The sequence below is a fragment of the Campylobacter suis genome, from assembly GCF_905120475.1.
In the GTDB taxonomy this organism is placed as follows: domain Bacteria; phylum Campylobacterota; class Campylobacteria; order Campylobacterales; family Campylobacteraceae; genus Campylobacter_A; species Campylobacter_A suis.
The window spans coordinates 906,719-921,931 of sequence record NZ_CAJHOE010000001.1; the positions used below are offsets into that span (position 1 = coordinate 906,719).

The 15,213-nt window shown below is 38.3% G+C and carries 17 protein-coding genes; 7 read left to right on the forward strand and 10 right to left on the reverse strand.

The features are described 5' to 3' along the window. Positions 1 to 2: 2 nt before the first annotated feature. On the forward strand, positions 3 to 356 hold the full coding sequence (locus LQV35_RS04715) for a histidine triad nucleotide-binding protein (RefSeq protein WP_230056695.1): 354 nt from the start codon (positions 3 to 5) through the stop codon (positions 354 to 356). 162 nt (positions 357 to 518) lie between these two features. Next, the gene (locus tag LQV35_RS04720; protein ID WP_230056696.1) at positions 519 to 1,010 is read left to right on the forward strand and encodes a flavodoxin domain-containing protein; all 492 of its coding nucleotides are present in this window, start codon (positions 519 to 521) and stop codon (positions 1,008 to 1,010) included. A gap of 102 nt (positions 1,011 to 1,112) precedes the next feature. Here the strand turns inward: LQV35_RS04720 and argH are convergent, their stop codons facing one another. The 6 genes from argH to LQV35_RS04750 all read right to left on the reverse strand — a co-directional run bounded on the left by argH (position 1,113) and on the right by LQV35_RS04750 (position 7,121). Further along, on the reverse strand, positions 1,113 to 2,501 hold the full coding sequence (gene argH, locus LQV35_RS04725; protein ID WP_230056697.1) for an argininosuccinate lyase: 1,389 nt from the start codon (positions 2,499 to 2,501) through the stop codon (positions 1,113 to 1,115). Positions 2,502 to 2,555: 54 nt separating this feature from the next. Next, complete coding sequence (locus LQV35_RS04730) at positions 2,556 to 3,461, reverse strand: AraC family transcriptional regulator (RefSeq protein ID WP_230056698.1); 906 nt, start codon at positions 3,459 to 3,461, stop codon at positions 2,556 to 2,558. A gap of 108 nt (positions 3,462 to 3,569) precedes the next feature. After that, positions 3,570 to 4,115, reverse strand: a complete 546-nt coding sequence (locus LQV35_RS04735; RefSeq protein WP_230056699.1) for a hypothetical protein — start codon at positions 4,113 to 4,115, stop codon at positions 3,570 to 3,572. A gap of 56 nt (positions 4,116 to 4,171) precedes the next feature. Next, complete coding sequence (locus tag LQV35_RS04740) at positions 4,172 to 6,343, reverse strand: heavy metal translocating P-type ATPase (RefSeq protein WP_230056700.1); 2,172 nt, start codon at positions 6,341 to 6,343, stop codon at positions 4,172 to 4,174. Further along, a complete protein-coding gene (locus LQV35_RS04745; RefSeq protein ID WP_230056701.1) occupies positions 6,343 to 6,546 on the reverse strand; it encodes a heavy-metal-associated domain-containing protein in 204 nt (67 codons plus the stop codon). The genes LQV35_RS04740 and LQV35_RS04745 overlap by 1 nt, the downstream gene beginning before the upstream one ends. Further along, positions 6,543 to 7,121 (reverse strand): GNAT family N-acetyltransferase, encoded by a 579-nt coding sequence (locus LQV35_RS04750; protein ID WP_230056702.1) that lies wholly within the window; start codon positions 7,119 to 7,121, stop codon positions 6,543 to 6,545. Before LQV35_RS04750 ends, LQV35_RS04745 begins: the two co-directional genes overlap by 4 nt. A gap of 87 nt (positions 7,122 to 7,208) precedes the next feature. On the opposite strand from LQV35_RS04750, the gene LQV35_RS04755 reads away from it, so the two are divergent. Genes LQV35_RS04755 through LQV35_RS04765 form a run of 3 tightly spaced genes read left to right on the forward strand, consistent with a single transcriptional unit; the run spans position 7,209 to position 9,750 of the window. Then, entirely contained in the window at positions 7,209 to 7,916 is a 708-nt protein-coding gene (locus LQV35_RS04755; RefSeq protein ID WP_230056703.1) for a YebC/PmpR family DNA-binding transcriptional regulator, read from the forward strand. Between the two features lie 16 nt (positions 7,917 to 7,932). Next, complete coding sequence (locus LQV35_RS04760) at positions 7,933 to 8,427, forward strand: peptidylprolyl isomerase (RefSeq protein ID WP_230056704.1); 495 nt, start codon at positions 7,933 to 7,935, stop codon at positions 8,425 to 8,427. 9 nt (positions 8,428 to 8,436) lie between these two features. After that, positions 8,437 to 9,750, forward strand: a complete 1,314-nt coding sequence (locus tag LQV35_RS04765; RefSeq protein WP_230056705.1) for a cation:dicarboxylate symporter family transporter — start codon at positions 8,437 to 8,439, stop codon at positions 9,748 to 9,750. Positions 9,751 to 9,777: 27 nt separating this feature from the next. Here the strand turns inward: LQV35_RS04765 and gmhA are convergent, their stop codons facing one another. From gmhA to gmhB, 4 genes are read right to left on the reverse strand one after another with little or no spacing between them, the layout of a single operon-like run. Then, positions 9,778 to 10,344 (reverse strand): D-sedoheptulose 7-phosphate isomerase, encoded by a 567-nt coding sequence (gene gmhA / locus LQV35_RS04770; RefSeq protein WP_230056706.1) that lies wholly within the window; start codon positions 10,342 to 10,344, stop codon positions 9,778 to 9,780. Beyond that, a complete protein-coding gene (gene rfaE1 / locus LQV35_RS04775) occupies positions 10,331 to 11,737 on the reverse strand; it encodes a D-glycero-beta-D-manno-heptose-7-phosphate kinase (RefSeq protein ID WP_230056707.1) in 1,407 nt (468 codons plus the stop codon). The genes gmhA and rfaE1 overlap by 14 nt, the downstream gene beginning before the upstream one ends. Continuing rightward, positions 11,730 to 12,719, reverse strand: coding sequence for an ADP-glyceromanno-heptose 6-epimerase (rfaD, locus tag LQV35_RS04780; RefSeq protein WP_230056708.1), 990 nt, complete (start codon positions 12,717 to 12,719; stop codon positions 11,730 to 11,732). The genes rfaE1 and rfaD overlap by 8 nt, the downstream gene beginning before the upstream one ends. Beyond that, positions 12,716 to 13,237, reverse strand: a complete 522-nt coding sequence (gmhB, locus tag LQV35_RS04785) for a D-glycero-beta-D-manno-heptose 1,7-bisphosphate 7-phosphatase (RefSeq protein ID WP_230056709.1) — start codon at positions 13,235 to 13,237, stop codon at positions 12,716 to 12,718. Before gmhB ends, rfaD begins: the two co-directional genes overlap by 4 nt. Before the next feature lie 88 nt (positions 13,238 to 13,325). On the opposite strand from gmhB, the gene LQV35_RS04790 reads away from it, so the two are divergent. Then, a complete protein-coding gene (locus LQV35_RS04790; protein ID WP_230056710.1) occupies positions 13,326 to 13,628 on the forward strand; it encodes a c-type cytochrome in 303 nt (100 codons plus the stop codon). A 117-nt stretch (positions 13,629 to 13,745) separates the two neighbouring features. Next, positions 13,746 to 15,071: a dihydrolipoyl dehydrogenase family protein gene (locus LQV35_RS04795; protein ID WP_230056711.1), complete on the forward strand. Its 1,326-nt coding sequence runs from the start codon at positions 13,746 to 13,748 to the stop codon at positions 15,069 to 15,071. The last annotated feature ends 142 nt before the right edge of the window (positions 15,072 to 15,213 follow it).

Sequence of the window (15,213 nt, forward strand, 5' to 3'; positions counted from 1 at the left end):
AAATGACAATTTTTGAAAAGATAGTAGCTGGCGAGATACCTTGCAATAAGGTTTTAGAAAATGACAAATTTCTAGCCTTTCATGACATAAATCCCAAGGCACCGATACATATACTCATAATCCCAAAAAAACACTTTGAAAATATCCAAGAGATGGATCCAGCTCTTATGGGCGAGATGTTAAGCTTTATACAAAGTGTAGCAAGGCTTATGGGTGTTGATAAGAGTGGTTATAGACTTGTGACAAACTGTGGCGAAAACGGCGGTCAGGAGGTTATGCACTTGCATTTTCATATGTTAGGCGGGGCAAAACTTGGCTGGACAGATGCTGCACCAAACCCACAGAGCACATTTTAATAACACAAATTTAAAGGGCTAATATGCCCTTTTTACTCTTCAAATATCTTTTTTGCATAAATTTTGTTTAGTCACAAAACCTTTAATAAGTTATAATTTTATTACATTTTCAGCTATTATAAGTAAAATTTCATATCAAAAAACTAAATCAAAAGGAACAAAATGGCAAAAACTGGCATATTTTATGCAACTGGCAAGGGTTTTACAAAAACTGCATGCGAAATTTTAGCAAGCGAGCTTGGTGGGGCAGAAATTTTTGATATAGAAAACACTGATGTGGCAAAAATTTCTAGGTTTGAGCTTATCATCTTAGCTAGCTCTACATACGGCGATGGTGAACTTGCGCCCGCTTGGAAAGACAAGCTTGATGAGCTTGATGAGCTTGATGAGCTTGATTTTACAGGTAAAAAAGTAGCGCTTCTTGGCGTTGGTAACCGCGAGCGCCATGGTGATCATTTTGCCGAAAGTATAGTGCATTTTCTACCAAAGATCAAAAACGCAACGCTAGTTGGCAAAGACAGAAGCGACTACACAGGCTTTAACGCCTCTTTAGCACGCGAAGCAAACGGCGAGTTTATCGGTCTTGTGCTAGATATAAAGGGCGATGAAGAGTATGCAAAACGCATAAGTGCTTGGGCTAAAAAGCTAGCATAGGCATAAAAATCTAAGCGAGTGATTTTGCTCGCTTAGGTTATAAAATTTTGTGGCGTTGATAGCTAGGCTAACACCACGCAAAAGCAAATATTGCAAAAGCTACTACTTAAGCACTTCCAGCCACGCTTTTATATCATCTATCTGCGCTTTTACACTTACATTTGCGGTGCCGCCTTTAGAGGTTCTAGCCTCTTTTGATGCGTTTAGATCAAGGAATTTCACAGCATTTTCATCAAGATTTTCATCCACACTTCTTAACTGCTCGCCGTCTAGCTCGCTAAGATCCACGCCCAAGCTCTCAGCCTTTGCGACCGCCTTACCCGTTATAAAGTGCGCCTCACGAAACGCAACATTTTTCTCGCGCACTAAATAATCAGCAAGATCAGTCGCACTCAAATGCCCTCTTTTTGTCGCACTTAGCATATTTTCTTTATTAAATTTAGCCGTTTTTATCATCTCATTTAAAATTTCAACCGAAGCAAGCGCCGTCGCCACGCTATCAAAAACACCTTCCTTATCCTCTTGCATATCTTTATTATACGCAAGTGGCAAGCCCTTCATCGTGGTTAAAAGCGCGATTAGATTACCATTTACGCGTCCCGTTTTACCGCGAATAAGCTCGGCTACATCGGGATTTTTCTTCTGTGGCATTATAGAGCTTCCTGTCGAGTAGGCATCGCTAATGCTTACAAAGCCAAACTCACTACTACTCCAAATAATCAGCTCCTCGCAAAGCCTTGAAGCGTGCATCATCAAAACACTAATGTTAAATAAAATCTCCAGCGCAAAATCACGGTCAGACACGCTATCCATCGCATTTTGCGTAACACCAGCAAAACCAAGCTCGCGTGCCACCATCTCGCGGTCTATCTTGTGAGGCGTGCCAGCAAGGGCGGCTGAGCCAAGCGGGCTAAGGTTGTTTCGCTCATAAGAGCTAGCAAATCTTTCAAAATCGCGCTTAAACATAAACGCATAAGCCATCAAATGATAAGCAAGACTTACAGGCTGAGCGTGCTGAAGGTGCGTAAAGCCTGGCATTAGAGTATCTAGGTGCTTGCTAGATAGGCTAGTCAGAGTGGCGACAAGCTCTTTAACTTTTTTTAAAATTTCTTGGTTTTTCTCTAAAACATAAAGGCGAAAATCAAGTGCAACCTGATCATTTCGGCTTCGTGCGGTATGAAGCCTGCCTCCAAGCTCCTTGCCGATGATTTCGCTCAGGCGCTTTTCCACACTCATATGAATGTCTTCATCCTCTATCTTAAACTCAAACTCACCGCGCCTTATCTCATCTAGCACTCTATCAAGCCCGTCTATGATCTTCTCACTCTCATCTTTACCTATAATGCCCTGTGCTCCTAGCATTTTAGCGTGTGCTTTGCTACCTTTTATATCTTGCTCAAATAAATTTTTATCAAAGCCGATTGACGCGTTAAATTCCTCCAAAAGCTTCGCACTCACCTCGCTAAATCTACCTTCCCACATCTTTTTCATAATATTTCCTTTTTGTTTTTTATTTTCATTAATTTTATAAAATCTAGCTTAAATTTAAGCAAGGCTAGAGCTTAAAATTTTGCAATCTTGCTTTGGCGAAACACCAAACATACGTGAATACTCACGGCTAAACTGCGACGCACTCTCATATCCCACATCATAGGCAACTTGCGATACACTGCCCTTTTGCATGCAAAGTAAATTTCTAGCCTCTTCAAGGCGTATTTTTTTCTGAAATGCAAGCGGAGATAGTGATGTTATCATCTTAAAATGCTGATAAAATGAGCTTTCGCTCATGTCGCAATCCTTTGCAAGCTCTTTGACACTAAGTTTATCACTAAAGTTTTGTTTTATCAAGCTTACAGCTTGACTTATTTTATTTGCACTACTTCCTTTATAGGCAAAATCCCTCAAAAATGCCCCACTTTTCTCACAAGTAACCAGCAAATAAAGTATCTCTTTTTTAACCAACTCTGCAAGAAATTTTACGCTTTTTTGTGGCTTTTTTAGCAACAATACAAGTCTTAAAACTGGCTCTAAAAGCTCATCGTTTAGCTCAGATAAAAACAGACCTTTTTGGTTTTTTTGCAAAATTTTATAATCTAAGTCTATATTTTTTAAAACCTCATAGACCTCTTCTAGGCTAAATTTAAGTGATAAAGAGACATAAGGAACGGCACTTGACGCTCTTGTAAGGCTAACATTAAGCGGAATGTGAGTAGGAGTTAAAAGATAGGTGTTTTCGTTATACTCAAACATCCGATCATCAAAGCTAACGGACTTTGCACCTTGTAAGATTATGCAAATAGAAGGCTCGTGAATCGTGCTTATCATGCTATGGGTTTTGTCGCTTATATAAAAGTTAAGATTTTTTATATCTGAGTTTATAAGCCCGCCTAATCTGTATCTTGTTAGCAAAAATTCCTTAACCTGCTCTTTAAGCTTTTTAACTTCACTCATTTTTTTATGCCCTTTTTAGGTTTTAAATATTATAGCTAAAATTTTTAAATTTTGGAGTATTGGGCATAAAATTAGCCATAATGCAATTTGGCTACGAAAAAATATAAACTATTTTTGCTTTATGCCAAACATCTCGCAAAGCGCAACGCAAAAATCGTCCAAAAAATACCCAAGAGCCTTATAAAACTCACTTTGAGCATTTTGACTAATATCTTTTGCCGCTATTGTTGCGTAGGGCAAAAAATATGCCGTTAAAAAGCGTATCAAAAATTTACCATTTTGCTCGTCAAGCTCTTTTTTTAAGACGCTTGCTATGAGTAAAAGTTGGTTTGATAATGAGTCTATCTCACCAAATTTTGGCTCAAATTTACACGCTTCGTAAAACTTAGTCAGATCCTCATTTGCACCATTTATATAGTGACTTACTCTTAGAAATTTACCTAAATGTATAAAGTCATCGCTAATTATAGCAACACTCTCGCCAGCTAAAAATTTAGAAAAATGCCTACTTCCAAGAACATTTGCTTCACTATCTCTTTGAATCAGCCAGCTATTACTTTTTCTAAATTTCATAGCATCGGTTATGTCTGGTGCTGAGTTAAAATTTTTTGCAAGAACGAGTGAAATTACGCCGTAAAGCTCTCCAACTCTCATCGTATTCCTTTAAATTTTTGCAAAATTATAGCTATTTTTGCTGAATTTTTGCCGTTTTAAAGTTTTAAAAAGCGAAGCCTCAGCGAATTTAGCACAACCGTCACAGAGCTAAAACACATAGCCAAAGCTCCATAAACTGGATTTAAAAGCACGCCAAACATTGGATAAAGAACCCCTGCAGCGACTGGGATACAGATGATATTATAGATAAATGCCCAAAAAAGATTCTCTTTTATCGTTCTTATGGTGCTTTTTCCAAGCTTTAAAGAGCTTAAAACGCCTTGTAGGTCGTTTTTAATAAGAACGATATCTCCAGCAGCCTTTGCTATGTCTGAGCCCGAGTTCATCGCTATGCCAACATCAGCAGACTTTAAAGATGGCGAGTCATTTATGCCGTCTCCAACAAAAAGAACCCTACCCTCTTTGCTAAATTTACTGATAACTTCGTGTTTTTCATGCGGCATAGCGTTTGCGTAGGTTTTATCAACACCAAGCTTCAAGCCAACAGAGCTCACTACATTTTCATTATCCCCAGAGAGCATGACAGTAGTTACGCCATATGCTTTAAGTTGTGATATAACACTCTTGCTCTCATCTCTAATCTCATCACTTATGCTTATAAAACCAACAAATTTATCATTTATAGCGCAAAGTACAACACCACTTCCGCCACTTGTAGCAGCTAAAATTTGTGCCCTTTGCTCATCGCTTAAAGCAATATTATTTTGTGTTAAAAGTTTTTCGTTGCCAACTAATATAAGCCCGCTTTCATCTTTATAGCTAATACCCTGACCTACGATGTTGCTAAACTCACCACTAGCAGCTCTTACTCTTTGGTAGTTTTGCTCGGCAAATTTCACAACAGCTTTTGATATAGGATGCTCGCTAAGTGCCTCAATACTTGCTATTTGCATAAATTCAGGGACGCTTAAAGTGTGACTTGCTACGCTTATTTGAGCCTTACTAAGTGTACCAGTCTTATCAAAAACTGCGAATTTAACATCTTTTATAAGCTCTAAGACCTCGGGATTTTTAATCAAAATTCCGCTTTTAGCCCCGCATGCAAGCGCAGAGATTATGCCTATTGGAGTCGCAAGTCCAAGTGCGCATGGGCAAGAGATTATCAGCACGCAAATCGCACTTGATATAGCATATGATAAATGTGCGCCCATAAAAAACCAAACTAAAAAAGTAAGCACAGCTATAGCAACTACACTTGGGACAAAGATATTTGCGACCCTATCAGCAAGACGCGAGATAGGCATCTTTTTTGCACTTGCGTCATTTAAAAGTATGACGATTTGAGAAAGCAGGGTTTGTGCTGCTTTTTTCTCTACTTTTACGCTTATATAGCCATTTGTGTTTAGCGTCCCAGCAAAAACAACATCCCCCACCTCTTTATAAACGGGTAAACTCTCGCCAGTAAGCATAGAGGCGTCTATCTCTGCGCCACCTTGCACGATAGTCCCATCTACTGGGACATTAAATCCATTTTTAACAACAACTATATCGCCTACATTTAACTCGCTTACACTAACTTCAACATTTTGCCCATCTGGCTTTATGACAAGTGCTGTTTTTGGCGAAAATTTAAGTAAATTTTTAATGTAGTCTCCAGCCTTTGCTTTTGAGCGCTCCTCTAAAAATTTACCAAGTAATACAAAGGTAATTATCATAGCTGAGCTTGAAACATACATATTATTTAGCTCACTATCAAGAGCATTTGGAAACAAAAACACAAAAAGCGAGTATAAAAATGCACTGCCTGTTCCAAGCGCAACAAGTACATTCATATCGTAGTTACGGCTCTTTAAGGCAGCTAAAGCGTGGGTAAAAAAGCTCTTACCGCTATAAAACATTACGAGAGCTGCCAAGATAATCATCATAAAAGAGTTTATGAAATTTTTTTCGCCAAACATCTCAAAGCCCATGATAGCAACGCTTAAAACTGCACCAAAAGCAAATTTATCACGCAAAGATTTTATATGCTCGCTTCGTTTTCTCTCAAGCTCATCTATATCTTTTGCGATCTCAAAACCAAGCTTTTTTATCTTTGCTTCAAGCTCTTGCAAGATCTCTGTTCGCTCTATCACAAACTCTCCACTGGCATTTGCAAAGCTGACATTTGCCTCGCTAACACCTGGTATTTTTAAAGCTGCCTTTTGTATAGAATTTGAGCAGTTTACACAGCTCATGCCAGCGATATTTAGCTTAACTCGCTCGCTCATCAAAGCTCTTTTATAACGCTAAATCCAAGATCATCAAGCTCGCTCTTAAAATTTTCAACCCGATCATCTGAAATTTCCACACTCACAACTCTTGGCTCACAACTTAGATCAACTAAAATAGTTCCAAAATCATCTTCAAGTGCGTTTTTTATGGTGTTTGCACAATTTTGACAATGTACATTTGCAACTTCAAATTTTTTCATATTATCTCCTTTATCAGATGATGGTATCTGTGTTTGTAAATTTCTTTTTTACTAATATTTTTAAAACCTAAACTCTCATAAAACGCTAAAGTTTTGGGCTTTGTCTCATCTACAATGAGCGAGACTTTTTTATGATTTTTCTCTTTTGCAATTACAAATGCATGTGATATAAGTTTACTAGCGATACCCTTGCCTCTAAATTTCTCATCTACAGCGATACTATCGATGTAAAACTCATCTGATTCGCACTCATTTGCAAGAACAAGATTGCTATTTAAAGCTTTTGCATTTGCTAAAATTTCAGTATCAAGTATATCTAACTCCCCACCAAAATATACACACATAGCACCCACTACAGAGCCATTTTCTTTGTATACATAGACATTTTTATAACTTATGCGATTTACTTCACTTGTAAAAAATTTAGACAAAATTTCATTACAAAGTCCGTCATCACTGGTGCCAGCAAGATAAAAAGCCGCATCCTCCATAGCAAGTCTGAGTAGTTTAATGCAAGTTTTTGCATCAGTTTTTTGAGCTTGTAAAATCATCTGGCAATTATAGAACCAAAACATAAATTTTTTACAAACGCCCAAAAAACTGAAGAATTTAAGTAAGCCTTTTGTATAATAGCAAGAAAATTTTTCACGACAAGGATATAAATGGGACGAGCATTTGAGTATCGCAGAGCGGCTAAAGAAGCGCGCTGGGACAAGATGAGCAAGGTCTTTCCAAAGCTTGCAAAAGCCATCACAGTAGCAGCCAAAGAGGGTGGCACTGATCCTGATATGAACCCAAAACTTCGCGCCGCGATCGCTGCTGCAAAGGCGCAAAATATGCCAAAAGACAACATCGACTCGGCAATTAAACGAGCAAATGGCAAAGATAGTGCAGACATCAAGACTATATTTTACGATGGTAAGGCAGCTCATGGCGTGCAAATCATCGTAGAAACGGCTACTGACAACCCAACTAGAACGGTCGCAAATGTAAAGGCTATCTTTAACAAAAATGGTGGCGAAGTGTTGCCAAGCGGCGCACTAAGCTTTATGTTTAGCAGAAAAAGTGTATTTGAAATTTCAAAGCCATCGCAGGAACTTGAAGAGCTAGAGCTAGAACTTATAGATTTTGGTCTTGAAGAGCTTGATGAGGGTGATGAAGGCGTAACACTTTATGGGGATTATACAAGTTTTGGAACCCTAAGTGAAGGCATAGATAAGTTGGGTCTTGAGCTAAAAAAAGGCACGCTAGAATATGTCCCAACAACTACCATAAGCTTAAGTGAAGAGCAGATGCAAGACATTGAACGCTTACTAGACAAACTAGAAGATGATGACGATGTGCAGGCTGTTTATACAAATATAGAATAAATTTAAAGGAAAGTGTATGAGATTTGATGAGTTAAAAATTTATGAACCAAATATAGATGAGCTAAAAAAGGCAAAATTTGCTGTATTTCACACAAGTAAGGGCGATTTAAATCTAGAGCTTTTTGCAGATGAGGCGCCACAAACGGTGGCAAATTTTGTTGAGCTTATAAAAAATGGCTTTTATAATGGTCTAAATTTTCATAGAGTTATCCCAAATTTTGTTATACAAGGCGGCTGCCCACACGGTACTGGTACCGGAGGTCCAGGATGGAGAATTTTATGCGAGTGTGACGAACAAAATGTCCGCCATGAACGCGGAAGCCTGAGTATGGCACACGCTGGTAGAGACACTGGCGGATCGCAGTTTTTCGTCTGTCATAGCGCACAGCCACATCTTGATGGTGTGCATACAGTTTTTGGAAAGTGCGTGGATGAAGAGAGCTTAAAAGTTCTTGATGCTATCCGTGCAGGCGATGAGATCACTTCGGCGGAAGTTAAAGAAAATTTATAAAGGTCTAACATGCAACAGACACAAGCCCAGAAAAATTTCTGGTTAAAACTGGCAACAAGCCTTGCGTTTTGGGTTGTTTTTGCGATTATTGCTGGGATTATCGTTGGTATCGTTGCGCCAGAGCTTGGCATAGCAAGTAAGCCAGGTATCGACTACTTTATCAAGGCACTGAAAGTTCTTATAGGCCCTATTATCTTTTTAACCATAGTCTCTGGTATAGTTGGGCTTGAGAGCCTAAAAGATCTAGGCTCTATCGGGCTTAAGGCTTTTATATATTTTGAGATAGTAAGTACGATAGCGCTTGCAGTGGGAATTTTATTTGGTGAAATTTTGCGACCAGGTCACGGAATGCACTTAGACTACACCAAACTAGACCCAAGTAGCGTTGATAAATACACACATGTTGACCGTGATGTGGGTTCTATGTGGTCTATCTTAAAAAGTGCGGTGCCTAGCGACCCCATCACACCTTTTATAAACTCAAATACCTTGCAAGTTCTTTTTATGGCTCTTTGTGTGGCGATAGTCTTGTCGTTTTTGAAGCACGAGCATAAAAAAGCTTTCTTAAAACCACTTGAGTTTATCCAGCACTATGTATTAAAACTACTTAGCATATTGATGCTTTTTAGCCCAGTAGCTGCCTTTTCTGCGATGGCTTATCTGATAGGAAAATTTGGCATTAGCTCGCTACTTGGCATGCTAGAGCTTTTGGCTGTCATGGCTGCGGCTAGCTTATTTTTTATATTTGGTGTGCTTGGTGCTATATGCTACTTTGCAAAGGTCAATGTCTTTAAATTTATGCGCTTTATATCAAAAGAGGTACTTGTAGTTTTTGCGACAAGTTCCTCAGAAACTGCACTCGCTCCACTTATGCAAAAACTTGAAAGAGCTGGCATAAACCGCGGTGCCGTAGGACTTATAATACCAACTGGCTACTCATTTAACCTTGACTGCACAAATATCTATCTAAGCCTTAGTGTAATATTTCTTGCGCAAGCATTTGATATACCGCTAAGCTTTGAGCATCTTATTAGTATACTAATAGTACTAATGATAACAAGCAAGGGCGCTGTTGGAGTTACAGGCTCTGGCTTTATAGTTCTTGCTGGTACACTTGCCGCGCTACCTTCAACAGGCATTCCAGTTGTTACAGTAGCTGTGCTTCTTGGTGTAGATAAATTTATGTCAGAGATGCGTGCCGTAGGCAATCTATGCGGAAATGCTGTTGGTTGTATGATAATTTCTATCTGGGATAAAAAGGTCGATCTAACACAATTTAGATATGCGCTTGATCACCCTGATGAATTTGAATTTAAAGGATAAAAGAGCGCCCAAGTGGCGCTCATAAGCCTAGAATGCGTTATCTACTGCTTGACAAAGAGTGTGGATAACTAAGATATGCATCTCTTGAATGCGTGGGGTATCAGAGCTTGGCATCACTAAATTTAGCTCGCAAATTTCATTCATATTGCCACCATCTCTTCCTGAAAGCCCCAAAGTTCTTACACCAAATTCTTTTGCGACATTTAGTGAGTTTATAACATTTTTACTATTTCCGCTAGTTGAAATTCCTATCAGCAGGTCGCCTTTTTTTGCAAGTGCACGAAACTGACGCTCAAAAACCATATCATAGCCATAGTCATTTCCAATCGCCGTAAGTGCTGAAGTATCGGTCGTAAGTGCTATCGCAGGAAGTGCTAGGCGTTCGGTTTTATATCGCCCAGTAAGCTCTGCTGCAAAATGCTGCGCATCAGCCGCACTACCACCATTACCACATATTAAAATTTTACCGCCATTTTTTAGCGTATCTACCACAATTTCACAAGCTTTTTTTATATCATTTTCAAGCAAAGACATTTTATTTGCGGTATTTATATGGGCTAAAATTTCTGCTTTTATCATCTCATTTATTTGCATCTATTATCCTTTTTATAATGCTAGTCGTACTCTTGCCATCTACAAACTCTACAAGACGCACATCTTTTACTATTTGGCTACCAACCACCTCTTTACCAGCATAGTCAGCACCCTTTACAAGCACATCTGGCTTTAATTTTGTTATTAAATTTAGTGGAGTATCCTCATCAAATATCACAACATAATCAACAAAACCAAGCGAACCAAGCACGCTAGCTCTGTCATCTTGCGAATTTACGGGACGACTTTCTCCTTTTAGTCTTTTTACCGAAGTGTCAGAATTTAGACCAACTACCAGTATATCCCCAAAACTGCGAGCTTTTGCTAGGTACTTGGTATGCCCTGCATGAAGTACATCAAAACAGCCATTTGTAAAGACTATCTTTTTGTTCTCCTTGTGGGCAAAAATTTCAACCAACTCATCTGCGCTTTTTATCTTTTTTTCATAATGAATACTTTCGCGATCTTGCAAAAGCTCATTTATCTCGGCAAAATTTGCCGTAGCACTGCCTATCTTACCGACAACAACCGCGGCTGCAAGATTTGCCATTTTTATCGCCTCTTTAATGTTTGCACCACTTGCAAGCATATATCCAAGCGTGGCTAGCACCGTATCTCCAGCGCCCGTAACATCAAAAACTTCCTTGGCTTCAGCTGGAAAAATTTCTAACTCATCATCAAAAAGCGCTATACCAGCTTCTGAGATCGTGATGATAGAGTACTTTAGCTCAGCCGTTTCTTTTAGATTTTTTATGGCAATAAGAAGCTTTTCGTCGCTATCTATTTTTAATCCAGTAGCCTCGCTTGCCTCTTTTTTATTTGGCGTAAGAAGCGTTGCGCCTTTGTATTTTTTATAATCACTACCCTTTGGATCAACTAAAACTGGGATTTGCATCTGTTTGCATTTTTTGATTATCTCTTGACAAACATCGCTAATAAGCACGCCCTTACCATAATCACTTAGCAAAACAGCGTTAAAACGATCTAAATTCTCACATATATCTTTTATAAAATTTTTACTATCTTTTATAGGCTCGGCACTTTCGCTATCTATGCGCACAACTTGTTGATGGGTCGCTATCACTCGGCTTTTTATCGAGCTTTTGCGGCTATCTTCAAATTTTAGTAAGTTAGTTTTTGCACCGATGTCATTTAGCATATTTTTTATATTATTACCTACGCTATCATCTCCGACAACACTTGCCACACTTACTTTTGCACCAAGCGAGAGCAAATTTGCCACGACATTTCCAGCCCCGCCAAGCCTATAAGTTTCGCTATTTATCTTTACGACTTGAACTGGTGCTTCGGGTGAAATTCTATCACAACTTCCCCAAATGTAGTGATCTAGCATAAGATCACCAACAACTAAAATTTTAACATCGCTAGCCATTTAGCTCTTCCTTAAATATACGCTTTATCTCGCCTATATAATCAGCCACACCATCCTCAAGACTCCATTTACTCTCAAAGCCAAGCCCCGCCTTTGTCACCGACATGTCAGCCTCTGTGTGAAACTGATATGACCCAACAAATGGGTTTGGAATGTATTCGTTGCCTAAATTTGTGCCGAGTTCTTTTTGTAATATATCAGCTATATCCTGAAAGCTTCTTGCCGTTCCTGTAGCTGCGTTGTAAACACCACTTTTAGCACTAACGGCTTTTAGATTTGCGTCTATTATGTCTTTGATGTAAACAAAATCTCGTTTTATATTGTCGCTACCCTCAAAAAGGCGTGGTGTTTTACCAGCTAAAATTTGCAAACCAAACTGAAGCACCATCGAAGCCGTTTTGTTTTTAAAAAACTCACCCTTTCCATAAACATTAAAATACCTTAGTCCAACCACATGAACACCCTGCTGTGCATACTTGCGACCGATATTATCCATAGCAAGCTTTGAAAATCCATAAGCATTGTTTGGGGCTTCGCATTCGCCGACTTTTTGCGGACTTTTTGCATTTCCGTAAGTCGCACCAGAGCTAGCATAAACCATCTTTATATCATACTTTTGGCAAATTTCAAGCAGATCCACAAAGGCATTTACATTTGTTTTTATAAGCTCGTCTTGCTCTTTTACCGTTGTATCTGAGATCGCTGCTTCATGAAAAATTATCTCTGGCTTAAAGCATTCTATCTTTTCAAGCGTTTTTTTGCTATTTATATCTCCAGCAAAAACCTCACCTTTAAAGCCAAGCAAATTTTTAAAATGACCAAATGATTTTAAATTTCCATTACTAAAAACATCATCATTCCTAAATTTATCAACCACAAGCACGCTTGCTTCTGGGTAATGCTCATCAAAATGGTGAGCCAGTGCCGAACCTATAAAGCCAGCACCACCAGTTATCACTATGCGTTTTTTATTAAAATTCATATCAAACCTTTACTTTTTATCTTTTCATAAACATCTTTCACGCTTGTGAAATTTATGCCATCAAGCAAGTAGCTTTGCCCCACGCAAGCGTTTTGTGCAGCCTTGATGTCACTTTGTTTGTCGCCTATCATTATACTATCTTTTAGATTAATATTTAGCTCAGCAGCCGCGTCAGTTATCATCTTTGGTTTTGGTTTGCGACACTCGCACTCCTCTTCTGGAGCATGCGGACAAAAGTAGACTTTTGAAATTTCTATCCCCTCTTTTTCAAAGGCTTTTAGCATGTGTTTTGTAAGATTATAAAAGTCTTCAAGAGTATAGTATCCACGCCCGATACCAGACTGATTTGTCACGACCACCAACATATAGCCAAGCGCGCTAAATTCACGCAAAACTTCAAAAACTCCGTCTATAAATTTAAAGTCTTCAACTTTATAAACATAGCCATGATCTTCATTTATAACGCCATCTCTATCTAAAAAAAGTGCTTTGTTTTGTTTCATGATGATATTATACATAAAAAAATTTATTTACCAATAAAAGAAAAACTTTCATTTACCTTTTTTATAATATAATAGTCCTTGAATTTTTCACAAAGGATGTAAAATGAAAAAGTTATTTATCGTTTCTGGTGTTGCAGCTATGCTTGCAACTGGTGTTTTTGCTGCTGATGGTGCGACTATTTATAAAAAATGCGTTGCCTGTCATGGTGCAAAAGCTGAGAAAGTTTTTAACAACAAAGTTCCAGCTCTTACTTCACTTTCAAAAGATGACATCGTAGCTGGCATAAAAAGCTACAAAACTGGCGCAAACAAATACGGTATGGGTGCTATGATGAAGCCTATCGCTACACCACTTAGCGACGCAGATATCGAAGCTGTAGCTGACTTTATCCAATCACAAAAATAATTCTAAATCTCCGAGCGTAAATGCTCGGAGTCTCTTTTAAAAATTTTATCCAAATTTATCTCACATTTGATTTTTATCATTATAATTTAGCAATATTTTTATCTACAAAGGCTTAAAATGAAATATGACCTGATTATTATTGGATTTGGCAAGGCTGGAAAAACTCTGGCAGCAAAAGCAGTAGAGCTTGGCAAAAAAGTCGCGTTAATCGAGAAAAATCCACAAATGTATGGCGGAACTTGCATAAATATAGGCTGCATACCTAGCAAAAAGCTGATAATGCTTTCAAAAGAGGCAAAATTTCATACAGACAAAAAAGCATATTTTAAAGAGGCAATGAGCAAAAAAGATACGCTTATAGCAACCCTAAGAGCCAAAAATTATGCGATGTTAAATGATAAAGAAAACATAGATATCATTGATGGAGAGGCGAGTTTTTTAGATAGCAAAACGATAAAAGTTGTTAAAAGCAACAAAGAAACCCTAACTTTAACTGCTGATAAAATCATAATAAACACTGGCTCAATAGATAAAAAGCCTGAAATTTTAGCAAACTCAGACAAAATTTATACAAGCAAAGAGCTTTTGTCGCTGTCTGAGCTACCAAAACATTTAGTGGTAGTAGGAAGTGGCTTTATAGGCTTGGAATTTGCCTCTATGTATGCAAATTTTGGCTCTAAGGTTAGCATTTTGGTTCGAAAAGATGAGTTTTTACCAGATGAAGACGACGATATAAGGGATAGCATAAAACAAGCTTTAAATGCACAAGGGATAGAAATTTTACTATCAACCATCCCAAAAAGTGTGCAAGATGATACCATGATATGCTCTTGCAAAAATGAAGAGATAACAATAAAAGCCGATGCCTTTTTGTTTGCTACTGGAAGAGTGCCAAATACTAAGGAGCTAAATTTAAAAGCTGCTAGCGTTAGCACAAATGAGCGCGAAGAGATAGTCGTAAATGAGTTTTTACAAACAACAAATGCCGATATTTACGCTGTTGGGGACGCCAAGGGTGGCGAACTTTTTACCTATATATCGCTTGATGATTTTAGGATAGTCTTTTCTCATCTTTTTGGCAATAAGTCTCGTTCGACAAAAAACCGAACCATACACGCAAATGTACTTTTTACCGATACTCCGCTAGCAAAAGTTGGCGTCAGTGAAAAGATGACCAAAAACGCTAAAGTACTAAAAATACCACTATCATCAGTACCAAATGCTAAAATTTTAGGCAAAGAAACTGGCTTTTTAAAGGCTATTATAGATCAAGAGAGTAGAGAAATTTTAGGTGCGGCATTTCACTGCGAAAATGCTCACGAGCTAATTAACGAGATGGCTATTGTTATGCAACTTAAAGCAAAAGCCGATGTGTTTAAGAATCAAATTTTTACTCACCCAAGCACAAGCGAGGCACTAAACGACCTTTTTGCTGGAGCATAAAACAAACCTCTACTTAGCTGAGGGGGGAGACCCCCTCACTCAGAAATTTTCTCTTTAACCTCTTTTGTCTTCTTTACCGCTGACTCTTTAACTTCCTTTGTTTTCTTAACCGTCTTATCCTTTAGATCTTTAGCCTTTTCCT

What these genes read in the sequence shown, in the direction of transcription:
- LQV35_RS04715 (WP_230056695.1), top strand. Translation starts at nt 3, where the DNA reads ATGACAATTTTTGAAAAGATAGTAGCTGGCGAGATACCTTGCAATAAG.
- LQV35_RS04720 (WP_230056696.1), top strand. Translation starts at nt 519, where the DNA reads ATGGCAAAAACTGGCATATTTTATGCAACTGGCAAGGGTTTTACAAAA.
- argH (WP_230056697.1), bottom strand. Translation starts at nt 2,501, where the DNA reads ATGAAAAAGATGTGGGAAGGTAGATTTAGCGAGGTGAGTGCGAAGCTT.
- LQV35_RS04730 (WP_230056698.1), bottom strand. Translation starts at nt 3,461, where the DNA reads ATGAGTGAAGTTAAAAAGCTTAAAGAGCAGGTTAAGGAATTTTTGCTA.
- LQV35_RS04735 (WP_230056699.1), bottom strand. Translation starts at nt 4,115, where the DNA reads ATGAGAGTTGGAGAGCTTTACGGCGTAATTTCACTCGTTCTTGCAAAA.
- LQV35_RS04740 (WP_230056700.1), bottom strand. Translation starts at nt 6,343, where the DNA reads ATGAGCGAGCGAGTTAAGCTAAATATCGCTGGCATGAGCTGTGTAAAC.
- LQV35_RS04745 (WP_230056701.1), bottom strand. Translation starts at nt 6,546, where the DNA reads ATGAAAAAATTTGAAGTTGCAAATGTACATTGTCAAAATTGTGCAAAC.
- LQV35_RS04750 (WP_230056702.1), bottom strand. Translation starts at nt 7,121, where the DNA reads ATGTTTTGGTTCTATAATTGCCAGATGATTTTACAAGCTCAAAAAACT.
- LQV35_RS04755 (WP_230056703.1), top strand. Translation starts at nt 7,209, where the DNA reads ATGGGACGAGCATTTGAGTATCGCAGAGCGGCTAAAGAAGCGCGCTGG.
- LQV35_RS04760 (WP_230056704.1), top strand. Translation starts at nt 7,933, where the DNA reads ATGAGATTTGATGAGTTAAAAATTTATGAACCAAATATAGATGAGCTA.
- LQV35_RS04765 (WP_230056705.1), top strand. Translation starts at nt 8,437, where the DNA reads ATGCAACAGACACAAGCCCAGAAAAATTTCTGGTTAAAACTGGCAACA.
- gmhA (WP_230056706.1), bottom strand. Translation starts at nt 10,344, where the DNA reads ATGCAAATAAATGAGATGATAAAAGCAGAAATTTTAGCCCATATAAAT.
- rfaE1 (WP_230056707.1), bottom strand. Translation starts at nt 11,737, where the DNA reads ATGGCTAGCGATGTTAAAATTTTAGTTGTTGGTGATCTTATGCTAGAT.
- rfaD (WP_230056708.1), bottom strand. Translation starts at nt 12,719, where the DNA reads ATGAATTTTAATAAAAAACGCATAGTGATAACTGGTGGTGCTGGCTTT.
- gmhB (WP_230056709.1), bottom strand. Translation starts at nt 13,237, where the DNA reads ATGTATAATATCATCATGAAACAAAACAAAGCACTTTTTTTAGATAGA.
- LQV35_RS04790 (WP_230056710.1), top strand. Translation starts at nt 13,326, where the DNA reads ATGAAAAAGTTATTTATCGTTTCTGGTGTTGCAGCTATGCTTGCAACT.
- LQV35_RS04795 (WP_230056711.1), top strand. Translation starts at nt 13,746, where the DNA reads ATGAAATATGACCTGATTATTATTGGATTTGGCAAGGCTGGAAAAACT.